The organism is Ruegeria sp. AB11, from assembly GCF_056536325.1.
Genome location: NZ_JBQFJO010000001.1, coordinates 337543 through 353844 on the forward strand (window position 1 = coordinate 337543; position 16302 = coordinate 353844).

At 57.6% G+C, this 16302-nt stretch carries 19 protein-coding genes; 13 read left to right on the forward strand and 6 right to left on the reverse strand.

All coding sequences use genetic code 11. The features are described from left to right. Window positions 1-487: 487 nt before the first annotated feature. The 8 genes from ACR3EJ_RS01775 (at window position 488) to ACR3EJ_RS01810 (ending at window position 5907) form a co-directional block, all read left to right on the forward strand. Complete coding sequence (locus tag ACR3EJ_RS01775; RefSeq protein WP_010443613.1) at window positions 488-1423, forward strand: aspartate carbamoyltransferase catalytic subunit; 936 nt, start codon at window positions 488-490, stop codon at window positions 1421-1423. After that, entirely contained in the window at window positions 1420-1938 is a 519-nt protein-coding gene (locus ACR3EJ_RS01780) for a hypothetical protein (protein WP_170544746.1), read from the forward strand. The genes ACR3EJ_RS01775 and ACR3EJ_RS01780 overlap by 4 nt, the downstream gene beginning before the upstream one ends. Further along, window positions 1923-2309 carry a hypothetical protein gene (locus ACR3EJ_RS01785; protein ID WP_260023968.1) on the forward strand — a complete coding sequence of 129 codons (387 nt, stop codon included), beginning with the start codon at window positions 1923-1925 and terminating at the stop codon, window positions 2307-2309. The genes ACR3EJ_RS01780 and ACR3EJ_RS01785 overlap by 16 nt, the downstream gene beginning before the upstream one ends. Next, window positions 2306-3586 carry a dihydroorotase gene (pyrC, locus tag ACR3EJ_RS01790; protein WP_170544748.1) on the forward strand — a complete coding sequence of 427 codons (1281 nt, stop codon included), beginning with the start codon at window positions 2306-2308 and terminating at the stop codon, window positions 3584-3586. Before ACR3EJ_RS01785 ends, pyrC begins: the two co-directional genes overlap by 4 nt. Beyond that, complete coding sequence (gene plsY, locus ACR3EJ_RS01795) at window positions 3586-4191, forward strand: glycerol-3-phosphate 1-O-acyltransferase PlsY (protein WP_170544751.1); 606 nt, start codon at window positions 3586-3588, stop codon at window positions 4189-4191. Before pyrC ends, plsY begins: the two co-directional genes overlap by 1 nt. Next, window positions 4188-4463, forward strand: coding sequence for a hypothetical protein (locus ACR3EJ_RS01800; protein WP_170544754.1), 276 nt, complete (start codon window positions 4188-4190; stop codon window positions 4461-4463). Before plsY ends, ACR3EJ_RS01800 begins: the two co-directional genes overlap by 4 nt. Before the next feature lie 172 nt (window positions 4464-4635). Next, window positions 4636-5109, forward strand: coding sequence for a YHS domain-containing (seleno)protein (locus tag ACR3EJ_RS01805; RefSeq protein WP_010443607.1), 474 nt, complete (start codon window positions 4636-4638; stop codon window positions 5107-5109). A 264-nt stretch (window positions 5110-5373) separates the two neighbouring features. Next, window positions 5374-5907 (forward strand): outer membrane protein, encoded by a 534-nt coding sequence (locus tag ACR3EJ_RS01810; RefSeq protein WP_170544757.1) that lies wholly within the window; start codon window positions 5374-5376, stop codon window positions 5905-5907. A 42-nt stretch (window positions 5908-5949) separates the two neighbouring features. On the opposite strand, the gene ACR3EJ_RS01815 is transcribed toward ACR3EJ_RS01810, so the two are convergent. Beyond that, on the reverse strand, window positions 5950-6933 hold the full coding sequence (locus ACR3EJ_RS01815) for a quinone oxidoreductase family protein (RefSeq protein WP_170544761.1): 984 nt from the start codon (window positions 6931-6933) through the stop codon (window positions 5950-5952). A gap of 215 nt (window positions 6934-7148) precedes the next feature. Between ACR3EJ_RS01815 and ACR3EJ_RS01820 the strand changes: the two genes are divergently transcribed. Continuing rightward, on the forward strand, window positions 7149-8006 hold the full coding sequence (locus ACR3EJ_RS01820) for a DUF2189 domain-containing protein (RefSeq protein ID WP_170544919.1): 858 nt from the start codon (window positions 7149-7151) through the stop codon (window positions 8004-8006). Window positions 8007-8020: 14 nt separating this feature from the next. On the opposite strand, the gene ACR3EJ_RS01825 is transcribed toward ACR3EJ_RS01820, so the two are convergent. Together ACR3EJ_RS01825 and ACR3EJ_RS01830 are read right to left on the reverse strand one after the other, a co-directional pair. Next, the gene (locus tag ACR3EJ_RS01825) at window positions 8021-9007 is read right to left on the reverse strand and encodes an NAD(P)H-quinone oxidoreductase (RefSeq protein WP_170544764.1); all 987 of its coding nucleotides are present in this window, start codon (window positions 9005-9007) and stop codon (window positions 8021-8023) included. Between the two features lie 72 nt (window positions 9008-9079). Next, window positions 9080-9772: a COQ9 family protein gene (locus ACR3EJ_RS01830; protein ID WP_170544767.1), complete on the reverse strand. Its 693-nt coding sequence runs from the start codon at window positions 9770-9772 to the stop codon at window positions 9080-9082. Between the two features lie 112 nt (window positions 9773-9884). Between ACR3EJ_RS01830 and rpsU the strand changes: the two genes are divergently transcribed. Beyond that, the gene (rpsU, locus tag ACR3EJ_RS01835; protein WP_005614280.1) at window positions 9885-10091 is read left to right on the forward strand and encodes a 30S ribosomal protein S21; all 207 of its coding nucleotides are present in this window, start codon (window positions 9885-9887) and stop codon (window positions 10089-10091) included. Window positions 10092-10388: 297 nt separating this feature from the next. Then, entirely contained in the window at window positions 10389-11534 is a 1146-nt protein-coding gene (locus tag ACR3EJ_RS01840; RefSeq protein ID WP_170544770.1) for a CAP domain-containing protein, read from the forward strand. Window positions 11535-11586: 52 nt separating this feature from the next. Here ACR3EJ_RS01840 and ppk2 read toward each other — a convergent pair whose 3' ends face one another. After that, the gene (ppk2, locus tag ACR3EJ_RS01845; RefSeq protein ID WP_029622264.1) at window positions 11587-12504 is read right to left on the reverse strand and encodes a polyphosphate kinase 2; all 918 of its coding nucleotides are present in this window, start codon (window positions 12502-12504) and stop codon (window positions 11587-11589) included. Between the two features lie 170 nt (window positions 12505-12674). Continuing rightward, complete coding sequence (locus tag ACR3EJ_RS01850) at window positions 12675-13133, reverse strand: Lrp/AsnC family transcriptional regulator (protein WP_170544771.1); 459 nt, start codon at window positions 13131-13133, stop codon at window positions 12675-12677. 135 nt (window positions 13134-13268) lie between these two features. Between ACR3EJ_RS01850 and ald the strand changes: the two genes are divergently transcribed. Then, the gene (ald, locus tag ACR3EJ_RS01855) at window positions 13269-14384 is read left to right on the forward strand and encodes an alanine dehydrogenase (protein WP_170544774.1); all 1116 of its coding nucleotides are present in this window, start codon (window positions 13269-13271) and stop codon (window positions 14382-14384) included. 189 nt (window positions 14385-14573) lie between these two features. On the opposite strand, the gene ACR3EJ_RS01860 is transcribed toward ald, so the two are convergent. Further along, entirely contained in the window at window positions 14574-15380 is an 807-nt protein-coding gene (locus tag ACR3EJ_RS01860; protein WP_170544777.1) for a mechanosensitive ion channel family protein, read from the reverse strand. Between the two features lie 216 nt (window positions 15381-15596). Between ACR3EJ_RS01860 and ACR3EJ_RS01865 the strand changes: the two genes are divergently transcribed. Beyond that, entirely contained in the window at window positions 15597-16295 is a 699-nt protein-coding gene (locus ACR3EJ_RS01865) for a glutathione S-transferase N-terminal domain-containing protein (RefSeq protein ID WP_170544780.1), read from the forward strand. Window positions 16296-16302: the final 7 nt, after the last annotated feature.

Here is a 16302-nt window from a genome sequence, read left to right on the forward strand (position 1 = left end):
ACTGTGGAGGCGGGCGCACCTGCGGCCCGTTCGAGCGCTGCGTGGCAGGAGGAACGCGTTGCGCCCCTGCGGGGGTGAACAAGTGCACCTCGCGTCTGGATTGCCCAGGTGGCAGCTTCTGCAACGGGCGCGGGGAATGCGAGCGCAGCAGACCAGATTTGGTCCCAGCTCCATCGACAACCTGCGCGGATGGCCGGTCCTGCGGAGCGGGCTCTTCCTGCTTGCCGGGCGGCGGATGCTCACGCCCCGGCTGGTTTCTGTGTGGGGAAACCGGTTCGCAATGCCGGCCCGGCTTTAAATGCTCGGCTCATCAGGGCTGCGTGCCGATCAAGGCTATCGATTGCGGCTATGGCAAGTGGTGCAAACCTGGCGAACAATGCCTGCCCGAAGGTGGATGCGAGAAACTGCCCGAAGGGTCGGAACCTTAGGTTGCCTTGGCCTGCATGGCTTCCTATAAGCGGTCCGATTGTCAGACAGGAGCCCGCCCATGCGTTTCGCCCATCGTCACCTTCTTGGCATCGAGCATCTGTCGCAATCCGATATCACTGCTATCCTTGATCTGGCCGAAACCTATGTCGATCTGAACCGGCAATCGACTAAGCACTCGGACGTGCTGTCGGGCCTGACTCAGATCAACATGTTCTTTGAAAACTCGACCCGCACGCAGGCCAGTTTTGAACTGGCGGGCAAGCGGTTGGGGGCCGATGTGATGAACATGGCGATGCAGGCCAGTTCGATCAAAAAGGGCGAGACACTGATCGATACGGCAATGACGTTGAACGCGATGCATCCCGATCTGCTGGTGGTACGGCATCCTCATTCCGGCGCGGTGGACCTGCTGGCGCAGAAAGTAAACTGCGCCGTGCTGAATGCGGGTGACGGGCGGCATGAGCACCCGACGCAAGCCCTTCTGGACGCGCTAACCATCCGCCGGGCCAAAGGCCGACTGCACCGGCTGAACATCGCGATCTGCGGAGACGTGGCGCATTCGCGCGTCGCGCGCTCGAACCTGATCCTGCTGGGCAAGATGGAGAACCGCATCCGCCTGATCGGCCCGCCGACGCTGGTACCGTCTCAGTTCGCCGAATTCGGGGCCGAAATCTATGACGACATGAACGAAGGCCTGAAAGACGTCGACGTAGTCATGATGCTGCGCCTTCAGAAAGAACGCATGGACGGCGGTTTCATCCCCTCAGAACGCGAATACTACCACCGCTATGGGCTGGATGCCGCGAAACTCGCGCTGGCAAAGTCCGACGCCATCGTCATGCACCCCGGCCCCATGAACCGAGGGGTCGAGATCGACGGCACTCTGGCCGATGACATCAACCGGTCCGTCATTCAGGAACAGGTCGAGATGGGCGTTGCCGTCCGCATGGCCGCCATGGACCTGCTGGCGCGCAACGTGCGAGAAGCCGCATGAACGATCTGATCATCGCCCCCCATGAGTGCGGCGTGATCCGCCTGTTCTCGCTGGATATGCGCCCGGAAGAGGTGAAATTCCTGCGCGAACCGGGGGCTGTTGAACAGGTACTTGGTGTCGAAGGACTGAACCCCGAACAGATCGACATTTTTCCGGTATCCGACCTCGAAGACCTTGGGCTTTTTGGCTATCTCAGCGAAGGCTGCGGTGTCTCGGTAGACCAGTTAGACCGCACCAAATTGGAGGCCATCGAAGGCTGGGTGATGGTCCTGCGCAGCGCGGCTTTCGGCGATCGATCAGTAACCCTTTCACCCGATCCACGCCTGCATCTGATTGGCCTGTTCACAGAAGAGGCCACGAACTGGACCGGCGACGTGATCGAGACGGAAAGCGCAAAGCCATACTCGGCCCCGCAAAGCCCGCCAGCGGATACCAAACCAAGCCGCATCGGATCAGCAGTCATTGCCTTGCTAATTCTGATCGCCATCGGAGGTGCCTTGTGGCTGATCCTGTGACATTCTCCTCGGACAAGGGCGCTTATGTCCGCACCAATGCATGGCTCGCCGCCTTTGCAATGGCAGCCGCGATGGTTGTGCTATGGTTGATCGGCAATCCCTACGTCTGGACCGGCGCGCCTGCCGGGTTGGCTGCCATCGGGATCCGCGCGTGGTATTTGGCCTCGGAAGAACTGGTCGCCACGTGGGAAATGACAGACATCACCCTCACCGGTCCCGGTTCGCGCAAGGTGGCGCTGAACCAGATTCAGGCGGTCAACACGATTGGCAGCTTTGTCCAGATCGTCACCAAAGGCGGCGACAAACACCTTATCAAATACCAGGCGGACCCCGCCGCCACCAAAGCCGCAATCGAAAGGGCCATGGCATGAGCAATCTGATTTTCACCAATGCCCGCCTGATCAACCCCGAAGCGGACACAGATAGCATCGGCTGGCTGAAGGTTGCCGACGGTCGGATCGCGGCGCTTGGTGAAGGCGCGGCCCCAGACGCTGACGCGCAGGTGGTCGATTGCGGTGGGCAATGCCTTGCCCCCGGCATTGTCGACATTGGCGTCAAGGTGTGCGAGCCCGGTGAACGGCACAAGGAAAGCTATAAATCTGCAGGTCTTGCAGCAGCCGCAGGGGGTGTGACAACCATCGTCACGCGCCCTGATACCCTACCTGCCGTCGACACACCCGAGACGCTGGAGTTTGCCACCCGCCGCGCGCAAGCGGACGCTCCGGTCAACGTCCTGCCGATGGCCGCCCTGACCAAAGGACGCGAAGGGCGTGAGATGACCGAGATCGGGTTCCTGCAGGACGCAGGCGCCGTGGCGTTTACCGATTGCGATCATATCGTGACCAACACCAAGGTGTTTTCTCGTGCTCTGACTTACACTAAATCCTGCGGCGCACTGGTCCTTGCGCATCCGCAGGAGCCGGGGCTCAGCGCTGGGGCTGCAGCCACCAGCGGCAAGTTCGCCGCTCTGCGAGGCTTGCCCGCCGTATCGCCTATGGCTGAGCGGATGGGACTGGATCGTGACATCGCCTTGCTTGAAATGACCGGAGCCGCCTATCACGCCGATCAGATCACCACGGCCCGCGCCCTGCCCGCACTGGAACGCGCCAAGCGCAACGGGCTGGACATCACGGCAGGCACTTCGATCCACCATTTGACACTGAACGAATTGGACGTGTCCGATTATCGCACCTTCTTCAAAATCAAGCCCCCACTGCGATCCGAAGATGACCGGCAAGCCGTGATCGAAGCAGTGCGAACCGGTCTGATAGACACGATCAGCTCCATGCACACCCCGCAGGATGAGGAAAGCAAGCGCCTGCCGTTTGAAGAGGCGGCCTCGGGCGCAGTGGCGCTGGAAACGCTGCTGCCTGCTGCGCTGCGCCTATACCATTCCGAACAGCTGGACTTGCCGACCCTGTTCCGCGCCATGGCCCTGAACCCGGCCAAACGGCTGAGCTTGGAGAGTGGTCGCCTGTCCCAAGGCGCGCCCGCTGATCTGGTCCTGTTCGACCCGGATGTTCCCTTTGTTCTGGACCGCTTTACGCTGAAATCGAAATCGCAGAACACACCGTTTGACGGCCAGCGGATGCAGGGTAAGGTCACCGCAACCTATGTCGCTGGACAAGAAGTGTACCGGAGAGCCTGATGCCCTTGATCGATAGCACAATAACTCAGCTCATCCTGTGGGCCGCGTTAGGATACCTGCTTGGGTCAATCCCGTTTGGCATGATCGTCGCGCGCGTGATGGGTCTGGGAAACCTGCGGCAAATCGGGTCGGGCAATATCGGGGCAACCAACGTCCTGCGCACCGGGAACAAGGCGGCGGCGGCGCTGACGTTGCTGTTTGATGCGGCCAAAGGCGCCGCTGCCGTTTTGTTGGCGCGCGCATTGGCCGGTGAAGACGCTGCGCAAATCGCAGCGCTTGCCGCATTTCTTGGTCATTGCTTCCCGGTCTGGCTGGGCTTCAAAGGCGGCAAAGGCGTAGCAACCTTTCTGGGCCTTTGGCTCGCGCTTGATTGGCGCGTGGGTGTCGCCTGTTGTTTGACATGGCTGGTTGCAGTGCTGATCTGGCGTATTTCATCTGTTGGGGCGCTGGCCGCCGCCGCTCTGTCCACAACTTGGATTATGGTTTTGACAGGTGGCAGTACGTTTTTCCTCGGGATTGCTTTGACCTTACTGGTCTACTGGCGGCACAGCGCCAACCTCGCGCGTATCAAGGCAGGAACCGAGCCAAAAATCGGAAAATCGTGACGGCGTCCAGCGCTTTCCTGAAGGCGATCGATGATCTGCCCATCGGCACATTCACGGGGGCCGCTGGCCCGCGCAGATATTTGGTTTCGCATCAGATCATGGCAGGTGGGAAATCACACAAGCTCGTGGCCTATCAACTGGGCGGACCGGACTATATCAGCTTAAACCTTTATCTCACCCGCAAGAGCGGTGCGCTGCTGCGCCCCTGTGAGATGCCCGCTGAGAAAGTGGTTGCCTTTGTTCTGGCGCTCGTGCCTGACGTGCAGGAATGAACAACAGGTCTTTGTGACCGCACAATCACAATTGATTGCTTTGAACGTGAACAGGCCATTCCCCAACTGGGATTTTGTGACGGCCAATTACCGGCGTCGCGACAATCAAATCCGGTTCGCCCGGGCAAAATTACCGTGCTCTTAAGCGAGCCTATTCACGAAAGGTGAAGTCATGAACAAGTTCAAATCCATAATCAGCGGAGTCGCGCTGTCTGTTGCCATTGCAAGCTCGGCCATGGCCGCAGGTGTTGAAATCAACGCAAGCTCAACCGGCTTGGCAATGCAGGGCTATGACCCGGTTGCCTATTTTACCGTTGGTGAAGCCACCAAAGGCGACTACCGCATTTCCACCCTGCACAACGACGCGCTGTACCGTTTCGCATCGGAAGAGAACAAAGCCGCTTTTGAGGCGAACCCCGAGGCCTACCTGCCTGCTTATGGCGGCTACTGTGCATTTGGCACCGCAATGGGCTTCAAATTCGATGGTGACCCGAACTACTGGAAAATCGTCGACAACAAGCTGTACCTGAACCTGTCGCAGGACATTCAGGAGCGTTGGGAAGGCGACATTCCGGGCTTTGTTGAGCAAGCCAGCGCAAACTGGGAAGACATCGCCGACAAAGACCCGGCTGAACTGCAGCAATAATTCGCTGACAAGACCTTTGTATATCGGCGGCAGATCGTATCTGCCGCCGATCTTCGTTTGAAGGCGCCGTGCCGCGACCTATTTAGAATCAAAGACAAGCGCCCAGATCAAATGGGCCCGCGCCGGGGACACCGGCCAGGCACGAAGATAGTTCGGAATAGACCAAGCATCACTGATCCGGCCCTGCGGTCGGGCCGCAGATTCAAGCACAGTGCTGCGGGCAAACAGGCATCGCAGCAGATTTCGAGCGAAAGGAAACAAACGATGACAGGAAAACTGGCACTGCTTACCTCTGTCGTGGTACTGACGGCAGGATCAGCGATGGCACAATCCTCGGGCAGCTGGACCGGCTTCTACGGCGGGGCACAGATCGGCTATGCGGATATCGACACCAACATCTCAGGCGTAGACGGCGATGGTGCGATTGGCGGTATCATCCTTGGATATGACTATGATCTGGGCGACTGGGTTGTTGGCGGTGGTTTTGATTATGATTGGAGCGACATCGACCTGGGTAGCGCCGCCACGGTCGAGAAGGTCTGGCGCATCAAAGCACGCGCTGGCTACAAGGTGAACCCACAGGGTCTGCTGTACGGAACTGCAGGTTATGCCGATGCGGACACAAACAATCTAGGCAGCGACAATGGCTGGTTTATTGGTGCTGGCTATGAACAGATCGTCGCCCCCAACATCAGCGTAGGCGGCGAACTTTTGTATCATGAGTTTGATGATTTCAATTCATCGGGCGTCGATGTTGATGCCACGACGCTCCAGTTTCGTGTCGCGTACCGGTTCTAAGCAGATACAACAGGCCCGGTAGTCATTACCGGGCCTCTCCTTCTAGGGCTCCAAGATTGTACTGCCAGTGGTCTGACGTGCTTCCAATGCGCGATGTGCATCGGCAACCTGATCCAGTGGAAACTCCTGATCGACGTGGATCTTAACCTCGCGCCCGTCCACTTTGCCAAACAGACGCCGCGCCATTGCCTGACAAGTAGCGTGATCCGAGATATGGGTGAACAGGGTTGGGCGGGTGATCTTCAAAGATCCCCGCTGCGCCAACATTCCCAGATCGACAGGTGGCACTGGCCCCGACGCGTTTCCGAATGAAATCATCATGCCCAAGGGTTTCAGGCAATCCAGCGATCCCTCAAACGTGTCCGCGCCGATGGAGTCCATCACCACATCGACCCCTTTGCCGCCGGTGATCTCAGCGACACGTTCGACAAAGTTCTCGGTTCGGTAGTTGATGCAATGCGACGCGCCGTTGAACTGCGCCAGGCTGCATTTTTCATCCGTTCCCGCTGTTCCGATCAGTTTGATGCCTTCGGATTTGGCCCATTGGCAGGCGATCAGACCAACCCCGCCTGCAGCGGCGTGAAACAAAACGGTGTCCCCGCGCCGCAAAGGCGTTGTGCGGTGAAACAGGTATTCGACCGTCATGCCCTTCAGCATCATCGCCGCTGCGGTGCGGAATGAGATACTCTCGGGCAGCGGACATACCTGCGCGGCAGGCATCACGCGCGCTTCGCAATAAGCCCCGGACGGGCCAGCGGCATAGGCCGCGCGTTGGCCATTGGAAAGGTGCGTGACACCTTCGCCCACAGCCTCAATCACACCCGCTGCCTCCATCCCTAATGCGTGAGGCAATTCAAGCGGATAGAGACCGGTGCGCTGATAAACATCAATGAAATTCAATCCGCAGGCATGGTGGCGAATGCGTACTTCTCCCGGCCCCGGATCCCCAAGCGGACGATCCTCAATCCGCAGGGCTTCCGGCCCGCCGTGTTCGTGAATGACGACAGTGCGCGCTGTTTGCTGCATGATACCCTCCGTTGCCTGTTGAAACAAAGCTAACATGCCTGTTCGACAGGGCAATCTTTGTTATCCCTCAAGCATGTTCGGGCAAGATTTTGCAATATGTGCTATAATGCGGGTGGACGTTGTAAATGGGCAGACGTTGCCGGCTGATCCGGTCACACGAATTTGCCGTACCGGATGCATCCCGCGGCGCACCCACGCCAGAGAAGGGGATGAACATGGACAAGACAATCGGTAACCCAATTACCTGGGTCGCCCGTAATCTGCGGGCGACCAGCGATCATGTGTCGGAATCAGTATCCGAAATCGGCAGCGCGGATGTCCGCACCCTGCCAACAGTGCATACGCTGACCTTTCAAGATCTACGCGAATGCCTGAAAGCCGGATATAACGATTTTCTCGAAACTCGGGCCGATGCGATCTTTATCGTTCTGATCTATCCGATCGCTGGCCTTCTGATGTTCGGTATTGGGCTCAACAAAGACATGGTGCCTTTGCTGGCCCCGCTCGTAATGGGCTTTGCCCTGATTGGGCCTGTTGCCGCCGTTGGGCTTTATGAGATCAGTCGCAAGCGGGAACAAGGCGGAGACGTCCATTGGCTGGATGCGTTTGGCGTGTTCCGTTCGCCTTCCTTCGGAGCCATCCTGGCACTGGGCTTTTATCTGGTCATGCTGTTGCTGATCTGGCTGATGGTCGCACAGGGCATCTATGCGCAGACACTTGGGCCAGAGGCCCCAGCCTCGGCAACAGCCTTTATCACCGAGGTATTCACCACCGGAGCTGGCTGGAGCATGATCATCATCGGCACCGCCATCGGCTTCCTGTTCGCACTGGTCGCGTTGGCGCTGAGCGTGGTCAGCTTTCCATTATTGCTTGATCGCAAAGTGGGCGTTCCAGTGGCCGTGGTGACCTCCGTTCGGGTCTTGCGTCAAAACCCGGGCGTGATCCTGACTTGGGGTGCGATAGTGGCGACGCTTCTGATATTGGGCGCCATACCGATTCTGCTGGGCTTGATCGTAGTGATGCCCATTCTGGGTCACGCCACCTGGCATCTGTATCGCCGGGCGGTCGCCTGACCGTACTGTGCAGCTTAACCAGCGACCTTGAGTACGATCTTGCCGATGTGGCCCGATCCTTCCATCCGCGCATGCGCAGCGGCGGCATCAGCCAAATCGAACTCGGAATCCATCACAGGCGCAACCTTCCCGGCCTCAAGCAAAGGCCAGACGGCTTCACGCAAGTCTTGCGCAATGCGTGCCTTCGCCAGATCGCTTTGCGGACGCAGAGTACTGCCGGTCAGGGTCAGACGCTTGACCATCATCAGCGCAAAGTTCAGTTCGACCACCGGACCTTGCAGGAATGCGATTTGAACCAAACGACCATCTTCGGCCAGCGCTTTGACGTTGCGTGGGATGTAATCGCCGCCCACCATATCGAGGATTAGGTTTGCGCCACCCTCCGCACGCATCGCAGCCACGAAGTCTTCATCGCGATAATTGATCGCCTTCTCAGCACCCAATTCGACACAAGCCGCACATTTCTCAGCCGAGCCGGCGGTTGCAAAGACCCGGGCACCAAACGCATTGGCCAACTGAATTGCCGTCGTGCCGATTCCGCTGGAGCCGCCATGGACCAAAAACCGCTCCCCCGGTTTCAAGCCTCCACGGGTGAAGACATTGGACCAGACGGTAAAGAAAGTCTCAGGCAAGCAGGCGGCTTCTTTCAGTCCCATGCCCGCAGGCACAGGCAGGCAATGAGCGGCGGGTGTGGCGACATATTCGGCATAACCGCCGCCTGGCAACAGGGCGCAAACCTGATCGCCTACGGCCAGACTTTCGACACCTGAACCGATGGCGACGACCTCGCCCGAGGCTTCCAGCCCTGGCAGATCGCTCGCACCCGGAGGCGGATCATAGGCCCCCGCCCGTTGCAGCGCATCAGGACGGTTCACCCCGGCATAGGCTACTTTCAGAACCACCTGACCCTCCGCCGGTTCCGGCATCGGGCGTTCGGTCAATTGCAGAACGTCCGGGCCACCCGCTTCGGTAATCTCAACAGCGCGCATCGTCTGGGTCATGGGCATATCTCCTTTGCCTCTTGCCTAGCAGTCAGTAGCGCAGAGGCCCAGCAACAAGTGGAAACGTTGCGACTATTTCCCCGATGACAGCGAACCGGGCAAGTTGTCTGGCACCTTCACCGGAGCCTTCACCTGACCCGCAAGCCAGTTGGGCACAGCCAGAAACGGCTTCAGCAGCGGATTGTCATTCACCTGCGCCTTGAGCTTTTCGAACTGCATCACGCCCTCGATTCGGCGATCGAGGAATTCCCATGTCGCCTGATAATCTGGGCTGTCATCGCCAAGCCAATACAACAGTGTTGAAGAATAGACGCCCGACAGAGTAGCACGTTTGGTGTACCAGTTCACGTCATCCGAAGTATCGCCAAGCGCTGTCCAGATCTGGTCACAGGTGCCCCAGACCGCCTTGGCCCCATCTGCGGCATAGATCGGCAACGCGAACAGAGTCACACCCCGGCGCACAGCCTCTTTGTCTTCGACTGCCTGCAAACGAAAGCGGACAGCGGCGGTGATCTTGTCACGAAACTTCAGCCCGCTTAGATCCTCAGTCTTGATACGATCCAGCATTGCCGCATCACCGCGCGCATGGAAGGCCAGTGCCAGATCGACAGCGCCGCGCGGGCAGATGGCGCGGGCCAGTCCGGCATCCAGACCGCAATCGGAAATCGCTGCGCGAAAGCTTGTTTCCGACCAACCGTCAAAAGGCACATGGTCGAGAATCGCGTTCAGAAGTTGTTCTTTGGTATCTTCATAGGTAGCGGTCATTTCGGCTCTCCGAGGCTGCGGGTCCAGTACTAGACAAGTTAGGCGCGCTTTGCTATACGGCCACCTCCTGCAATTTCCTTGCAACTCTATCTAGAAAGGTGGTGACAACCACATGCAGGTTAGTGTTCGCGACAATAACGTCGATCAGGCGCTTCGTGCCCTGAAGAAAAAGCTGCAGCGCGAAGGCGTGTTCCGTGAAATGAAGCTGAAGCAACATTTCGAGAAACCGTCCGAGAAAAAAGCGCGCGAGAAAGCTGAAGCGATCCGCCGTGCCCGTAAACTGGCACGTAAGAAAGCACAGCGCGAAGGTTTGCTCTAAGAGCCTACCGCGACTCGTCCAGCTTTGGATGACACTATTTGACGACCCCCGAGGCCCCGCCCGGGGGTTTGTCGTTTTTTAGGGCGGATATTCTCGCCCATTCCCGGCTTTACCCTCGCGGCAACCTGCCGATTTTGATGCAATCGCCTATGTCGGCATTTTACAGCGCAGCGAATCGCCGCTCGGTTGCATTCTGCCGCCGAAAATCGCCCGCCCCCGTACCTACCCTGTTCAGCGTTCTTTGATCGTCTGTAAGTGAGGCCGTCCACTCAGACATAACCAAAAACGGAGGCACTGATGTCGACAGCAAGTACGGTTGAGCGCGAAATGCTGGCGCTGATCAACCAAGAGCGCACATCCCGCGGTCTTGATCCCCTGGAACTTGAACGCAACCTGAATGAATCATCCGAGGACCACAGCACCTGGATGCTGGACACCGACCGGTTCAGCCACACCGGGCAGGGCGGCTCATCTGCAACTCAACGGATGCAAGCCGCAGGATTTGACCTGTCCGGCAGCTGGCGCACCGGAGAAAACATCGCCTGGCAATCCGAGCGCGGCGCACCAGGCATCAGCGATGATGTCGCGCAATTGCACCAGAACCTGATGAACAGCCCCGGCCACCGAGCCAACATTCTGAACCCCGATTTTAAGTATATCGGCATCGGGATCGAAGAAGGCGACATGCAGGGGTTCGATGCAGTCATGGTGACGCAGAACTTTGCCGCGACACAAGGCGAGGTCGATCTTGATAACGGCGGCACCACCCCGCCAGTGGCCCCACCGGCCGAAGAGGTTGTTGAGCCGGAGGAAGAAGAGGTCACCACTCCTACCGAACCTGAAGCGCCGGATACCGACGTCACCGAGACTGAGGAACCAGTTGACGAAACACCGGTGGCGGAAGTTCCTGAAACCGAAGAACCAACGGACGAAACTCCGGACACCGATGTGACAGAGACCGAGGGACCTGCGGACGAAACGCCGGAAACTGACGTCACTGAGACCGACGACCCAGTCGAGGAGACACCGGAAACTGATGTCACCGAAACTGAAGAGCCGGAAACGCCTGATACCGATGTGACTGAAGTTGAAGACCCGGAACCTGAAGTGCCGGATACCGACATCACCGAGGTCGAAGAGCCAGAATTACCTGAGGTTGTCGTTGACAATGGTGCATCGGGTGCGGACTGCTTTGACGTTCAGGCCTTCCTTGCCGGGATCGAAGCGTTTGTTAACGCACTGCAGGCCCATTTTGACCAGTTCGATTGGTCTCCGGTGCAGCAGGCCGATACGACCCCGGAAATGGATGATTTCGATCTTGTGTTCGACACCGACGTCGCTGACGACATGATTGAATCCGTTGAAACCACAGTCGAAGACACGAATGGCGATATGTGCGGCATGTTTGTATTTGAAATGAACTGCGGATTTGATTGGGGCTAATCAAACCGTTCAGGTGCGGGGGATCACTCTCCCGCACCACATGCCTGCCAAATCAGTAAATCTTTGGCACGTGCAGTTCGTCCGGCAGGATGCGCCGTTCGTATTCGGGGTTGTAGCGCCGATCCGGGAGATTGACCTTTTCCTGAGGCACATCCTCGTAGGGGATCTTGGTTAGCAGATGCTCGATACAATTGAGCCGTTCGCGCTTTTTGTCATTACCTTCAACGATATACCACGGCGCCTCAGAAATGTTGGTGCGAAAGAACATATCCTCTTTGGCCTTGGTGTATGCCTCCCAGCGGATGCGAGACTCCAGATCCATGGGTGACAGTTTCCACTGCTTCATCGGATCGTGAATGCGCATCAGGAATCGCAATTGCTGTTCTTCGTCTGTGATCGAAAACCAGTACTTAAGCAGAATAATCCCCGACCGCACCAGCATCCGCTCGAATTCGGGAACGTCCTGAAAAAACTGTTCAACCTGATCTTCGTTGGCAAACCCCATCACGCGTTCCACACCCGCTCGGTTGTACCAGGACCGGTCAAAGAACACGATTTCGCCCGCTGCGGGCAGATGCGGCACATAACGCTGAAAATACCACTGGCTTTGCTCGCGGCGGCTGGGTGCTGGCAGCGCCACCACGCGCGCGACCCGCGGGTTCAAGCGCTGTGTTATGCGTTTGATCACCCCACCCTTGCCAGCACTGTCGCGGCCTTCGAACAGGATGCAAACCTTGGCCCCGGTGTGAACCACCCAATCCTGTACCCTGATAAGTTCGGCCTGCAGACGCAAAAGGTTACGAAAATAGACCTTGCGATCCAGCATATCAGGATGCTGATCCTTGTAGATCTTACGCACCTCGACCGAAAGCATTGGTTCGCTGAATTCGATCTCGAAATCTTCATCCAGCGAATCTTCCAGTTCGGCTTCCAGCCAATCTTTAGGGGTGCTGTCATGTTCGTAAACCAAAGTCTGCTCCTTATCGTCTTCGGGTTCGGACCATACAGGGCCAGTGTAACCATCGGATGTCAGCGCGCATTGCCAATGTTTCACTTATGGTCGGAACTATAGATTTTGAACCGGTCTGAAGGCAGATACAAGCGGTCAGGATGAAACGCGGCCATCGGGTGCGGAAGAGTTCAAACTGGCAGGGCCGTCGTTTTGAAAACAGTGCGCAAAGCAAAAGAGCTTTGCATCTGCGCCACGCCGGGCAAGCGAGACAGGTACTGCCGATGTATGCGCGCGAAATCTTCGGTATTTTCAGCAACCACCTTCAAAATATAATCCGCTGTTCCGGCCATCAGATGACATTCTAGTACATCGGGAATTCGGGCTACTGCCTTTTCGAAGGATTCAAGCACCTCTTCCGCTTGTCCCTGCAAAGTAATCTCGACAAACACAGTTGTCGGAACATTCATCTTCCGCGCATCCAGCAGCGCGACGTAATCCTTGATATAGCCCTCGGCCTCAAGACGCTGAACGCGTCGGTGGCAAGCCGAAGGTGATAAATTTGCCTGCTCGGACAGTTCCGAATTGGACATCCGCCCCTTGCGCTGAAGGGCGGCCAGAATCTTACGATCTGTTGCATCAATCGTCATTGGCGCACACCTATTGCGTCAGTAGCCACGATAATCGAATATTTTCCCGCTTTCTCTGTGTTTGGCAAGTGGGGTTTCACAAAAATTGCGCTGGTTTATGCCCATAATTTAGGCAGTTTATGAATGGAGTCTCACATGAAAATCGGCTGCCCCAAGGAAATCAAACCCCAGGAATTTCGCGTCGGGATGACCCCTAACGCTGCTGGCGAAGCTGTGGCTCGTGGCCACGAAGTCATCATCGAAACCGGTGCCGGGATGGGCTCGGGCTTTGACAATGATGCCTATGTCGCGGCAGGAGCTCGCATCGTCGACACCGCAGAAGAAGTGTTCGCCACTGCCGACATGATCGTCAAGGTCAAAGAGCCCCAGGCGGTCGAGCGTAAAATGCTGCGCGAAGGCCAGTTGCTGTTCACCTATCTGCACCTGGCACCCGACCCAGACCAGACCCATGACCTGCTGGAATCCGGCTGTACCGCGATTGCGTATGAAACTGTCACCGACGCGAACGGCGGCCTGCCTCTGCTGGCCCCGATGTCGGAAGTTGCCGGTCGTTTGGCACCGCAAGTCGGGTCCTGGACTTTGCAGAAGGCCAACGGTGGCCGCGGCGTTCTGATGGGCGGCGTTCCGGGTGTTGGCCCTGCCAAAGTGATCGTCATTGGTGGCGGTGTGGTTGGTACCCATGCTGCCAAGATCGCAGCGGGCATGGGCGCAGATGTCACCGTGCTGGACCGCTCGTTGCCGCGTCTTCGGTATCTGGACGATGTATTCGGCGGAACGTTCAAGAACCAATATTCGACAGCTGGTGCCACCGCTGAACTGATCCAGGATGCCGATCTGGTCATCGGTGCGGTTCTGATCCCGGGTGCAGCAGCTCCGAAGCTGATCTCGCGCGCACAACTGTCGACCATGAAGCCCGGAGCGGCTCTGGTAGACGTTGCGATCGATCAGGGCGGCTGTTTTGAGACCTCGAAAGCCACCACCCACGCCGATCCGGTTTACGAAGTTGACGGCATCATGCACTACTGCGTCGCCAACATGCCCGGCGCGGTTGCCCGGACCTCTACCATCGCACTGGGCAACGCGACCATGCCGTTCATGCTTTCGCTGGCAAGCAAGGGCTGGAAGCAGGCCTGTAGGGACGACGCACACCTGCTGGCAGGTCTGAACGTCCACGCCGGCAAGCTGACTTACGAAGCGGTAGGTACTGCCCTCAACATCGACTCTGTCGATCCGGCAACTCTGCTGAACTAAGAGTACTCCCGCCTCTGAAAGCGTCCCTTTACAAAGGACGCTTTACGGACTTGGGCCTAGCGCCGCGCCAAAAGCGCGGCGCTGTTGTTTTCTGGACCAACGGTCGCGCAAAAAAGGCACCGCGCTTTGGCGCGGTGCCCGGCCCAATCGGAGGAGGGCAATTCAATGCGCGAGCGACGGGCGGGAGGCTTACGCCTCTTTGTGAATCTCCACTGAATGCGGATACGGGATGGATACACCCTTGGCGTCAAACGCTTCCTTGATCGTTTTGGTAAGTTCGAACTTCACATCCCAATAGTCAGCCGCCGCACACCACAGGCGCGCTGTCAGATCAACCGAGCTGTCTCCAAGGTTTGTCACGCGCACCCAAGGCTCAGGATCGCCCAAAATACGGCTGTCAGCTTTGGCCACATCCAGGATGATACCCATCGCCTCATCCGCACTATCGCCGTAGTCGATGCCAAACACTAGATCGACCCGGCGCGTGTCATGGGCGGAATAGTTGGTGATCACCGAACCCCAAGCCTGACCGTTTGGCACGATGATTTGTACGTTATCCGGCGTCACCAGCTCAGTCGTGAACAGATTCAAGTCTTTCACAGTACCTGCTGTGCCACCAATATCGACATACTGGCCCAGCTTATAGGGCCGGAACACGACCAGCATCACGCCTGCGGCTAAATCACTGAGTGTTCCCTGCAGCGCCAAACCGATGGCCAAGGACGCGGCACCCAGAATGGCCACGATGCTGGTTGCCTCGATACCGAAGATGCCCAGAACGGCGACAAAGACTATCGCCAGCAGCACCCATTTCACCAGGCTCGCAACAAAATTCCCCAAAGTCGGGTCGATATGCGGTGTCGCGTTGATCCGCCGCCGCACCAGACCACTTATGGCTCCGGCGACGATCCAACCCAATACCAGAACGATCAGCGCTTTGATCGCGCTCATGATCAGCGGACCAAATGCGCCCACCTGTGTTACGACATCTTCCACACGTTTCTCCTTTGCGCCAACAACAAACCCGCGCCTTTGGCGCGGGAATGCGAAAAAGTCTGGGCTAATTTTGCGCTCAGGTCTAGGTGCGGGATTTCCGAGTTTTCCCCCTGCTGTTCCCCAGCAAACAGTCACTGTCCGGTCCTGCACACTCAAACACCTGACAATCTGCGCTCATGCCACCACATTGAGACCTATAACTCGCAGGAGCATATCATGCTGGACACCACCTCATTCCCGATCATGGCCAAATGGCCACCGCAATTTCCTGATCGCATCCAACTTTATTCCTTTGCAACGCCCAACGGGGTCAAAGCGTCGATCATGCTGGAGGAAACCGGACTACCCTACGAGGCACATCTGGTTACGCTGGCAGATGCGGATGTCAAAAGTCCCGAATTTCTGTCGCTAAATCCCAATAACAAGATCCCGGCTCTCATTGATCCGAACGGGCCCGATGGGGTCCCGATGGGGCTTTTCGAAAGCGGAGCGATCCTGCTGTATTTGGCCGAGAAAAGCGGCATGCTGCTGGGGCAGAGCAAGGCGGACAAACATTTAGTCACCCAATGGCTGATGTTCCAGATGGGCGGCGTTGGGCCGATGTTCGGTCAGTTGGGGTATTTCCACAAGTTCGCTGGCAGCGAGATCGAAGACCCCCGTCCCCGCGAACGCTATGTGAACGAGGGCAAACGCTTGTTGAATGTTTTGGAAACACAGCTGAACGGCCGGGATTGGATCGCCGGAGACTATTCGATCGCGGACATAGCCATCGCACCCTGGCTACGTGGTCTCGACTATTATGGCGTCAAAGAAGTTCTCGGTTGGGACAACTACAGCAATGTAGCGGCCTATCTCGACCGTTTTCTGGAAAGGCCTGCAGTTCAGAAGGGCCTGACCATCCCGCCTCGGGATTAACTTGAAC

Coding starts and splice junctions, on each gene's coding strand:
- ACR3EJ_RS01775 (WP_010443613.1), top strand. CDS start 488: ATGCGTTTCGCCCATCGTCACCTTCTTGGCATCGAGCATCTGTCGCAA.
- ACR3EJ_RS01780 (WP_170544746.1), top strand. CDS start 1,420: ATGAACGATCTGATCATCGCCCCCCATGAGTGCGGCGTGATCCGCCTG.
- pyrC (WP_170544748.1), top strand. CDS start 2,306: ATGAGCAATCTGATTTTCACCAATGCCCGCCTGATCAACCCCGAAGCG.
- plsY (WP_170544751.1), top strand. CDS start 3,586: ATGCCCTTGATCGATAGCACAATAACTCAGCTCATCCTGTGGGCCGCG.
- ACR3EJ_RS01805 (WP_010443607.1), top strand. CDS start 4,636: ATGAACAAGTTCAAATCCATAATCAGCGGAGTCGCGCTGTCTGTTGCC.
- ACR3EJ_RS01810 (WP_170544757.1), top strand. CDS start 5,374: ATGACAGGAAAACTGGCACTGCTTACCTCTGTCGTGGTACTGACGGCA.
- ACR3EJ_RS01815 (WP_170544761.1), bottom strand. CDS start 6,933: ATGCAGCAAACAGCGCGCACTGTCGTCATTCACGAACACGGCGGGCCG.
- ACR3EJ_RS01820 (WP_170544919.1), top strand. CDS start 7,149: ATGGACAAGACAATCGGTAACCCAATTACCTGGGTCGCCCGTAATCTG.
- ACR3EJ_RS01825 (WP_170544764.1), bottom strand. CDS start 9,007: ATGACCCAGACGATGCGCGCTGTTGAGATTACCGAAGCGGGTGGCCCG.
- ACR3EJ_RS01830 (WP_170544767.1), bottom strand. CDS start 9,772: ATGACCGCTACCTATGAAGATACCAAAGAACAACTTCTGAACGCGATT.
- rpsU (WP_005614280.1), top strand. CDS start 9,885: ATGCAGGTTAGTGTTCGCGACAATAACGTCGATCAGGCGCTTCGTGCC.
- ACR3EJ_RS01840 (WP_170544770.1), top strand. CDS start 10,389: ATGTCGACAGCAAGTACGGTTGAGCGCGAAATGCTGGCGCTGATCAAC.
- ACR3EJ_RS01850 (WP_170544771.1), bottom strand. CDS start 13,133: ATGACGATTGATGCAACAGATCGTAAGATTCTGGCCGCCCTTCAGCGC.
- ald (WP_170544774.1), top strand. CDS start 13,269: ATGAAAATCGGCTGCCCCAAGGAAATCAAACCCCAGGAATTTCGCGTC.
- ACR3EJ_RS01865 (WP_170544780.1), top strand. CDS start 15,597: ATGCTGGACACCACCTCATTCCCGATCATGGCCAAATGGCCACCGCAA.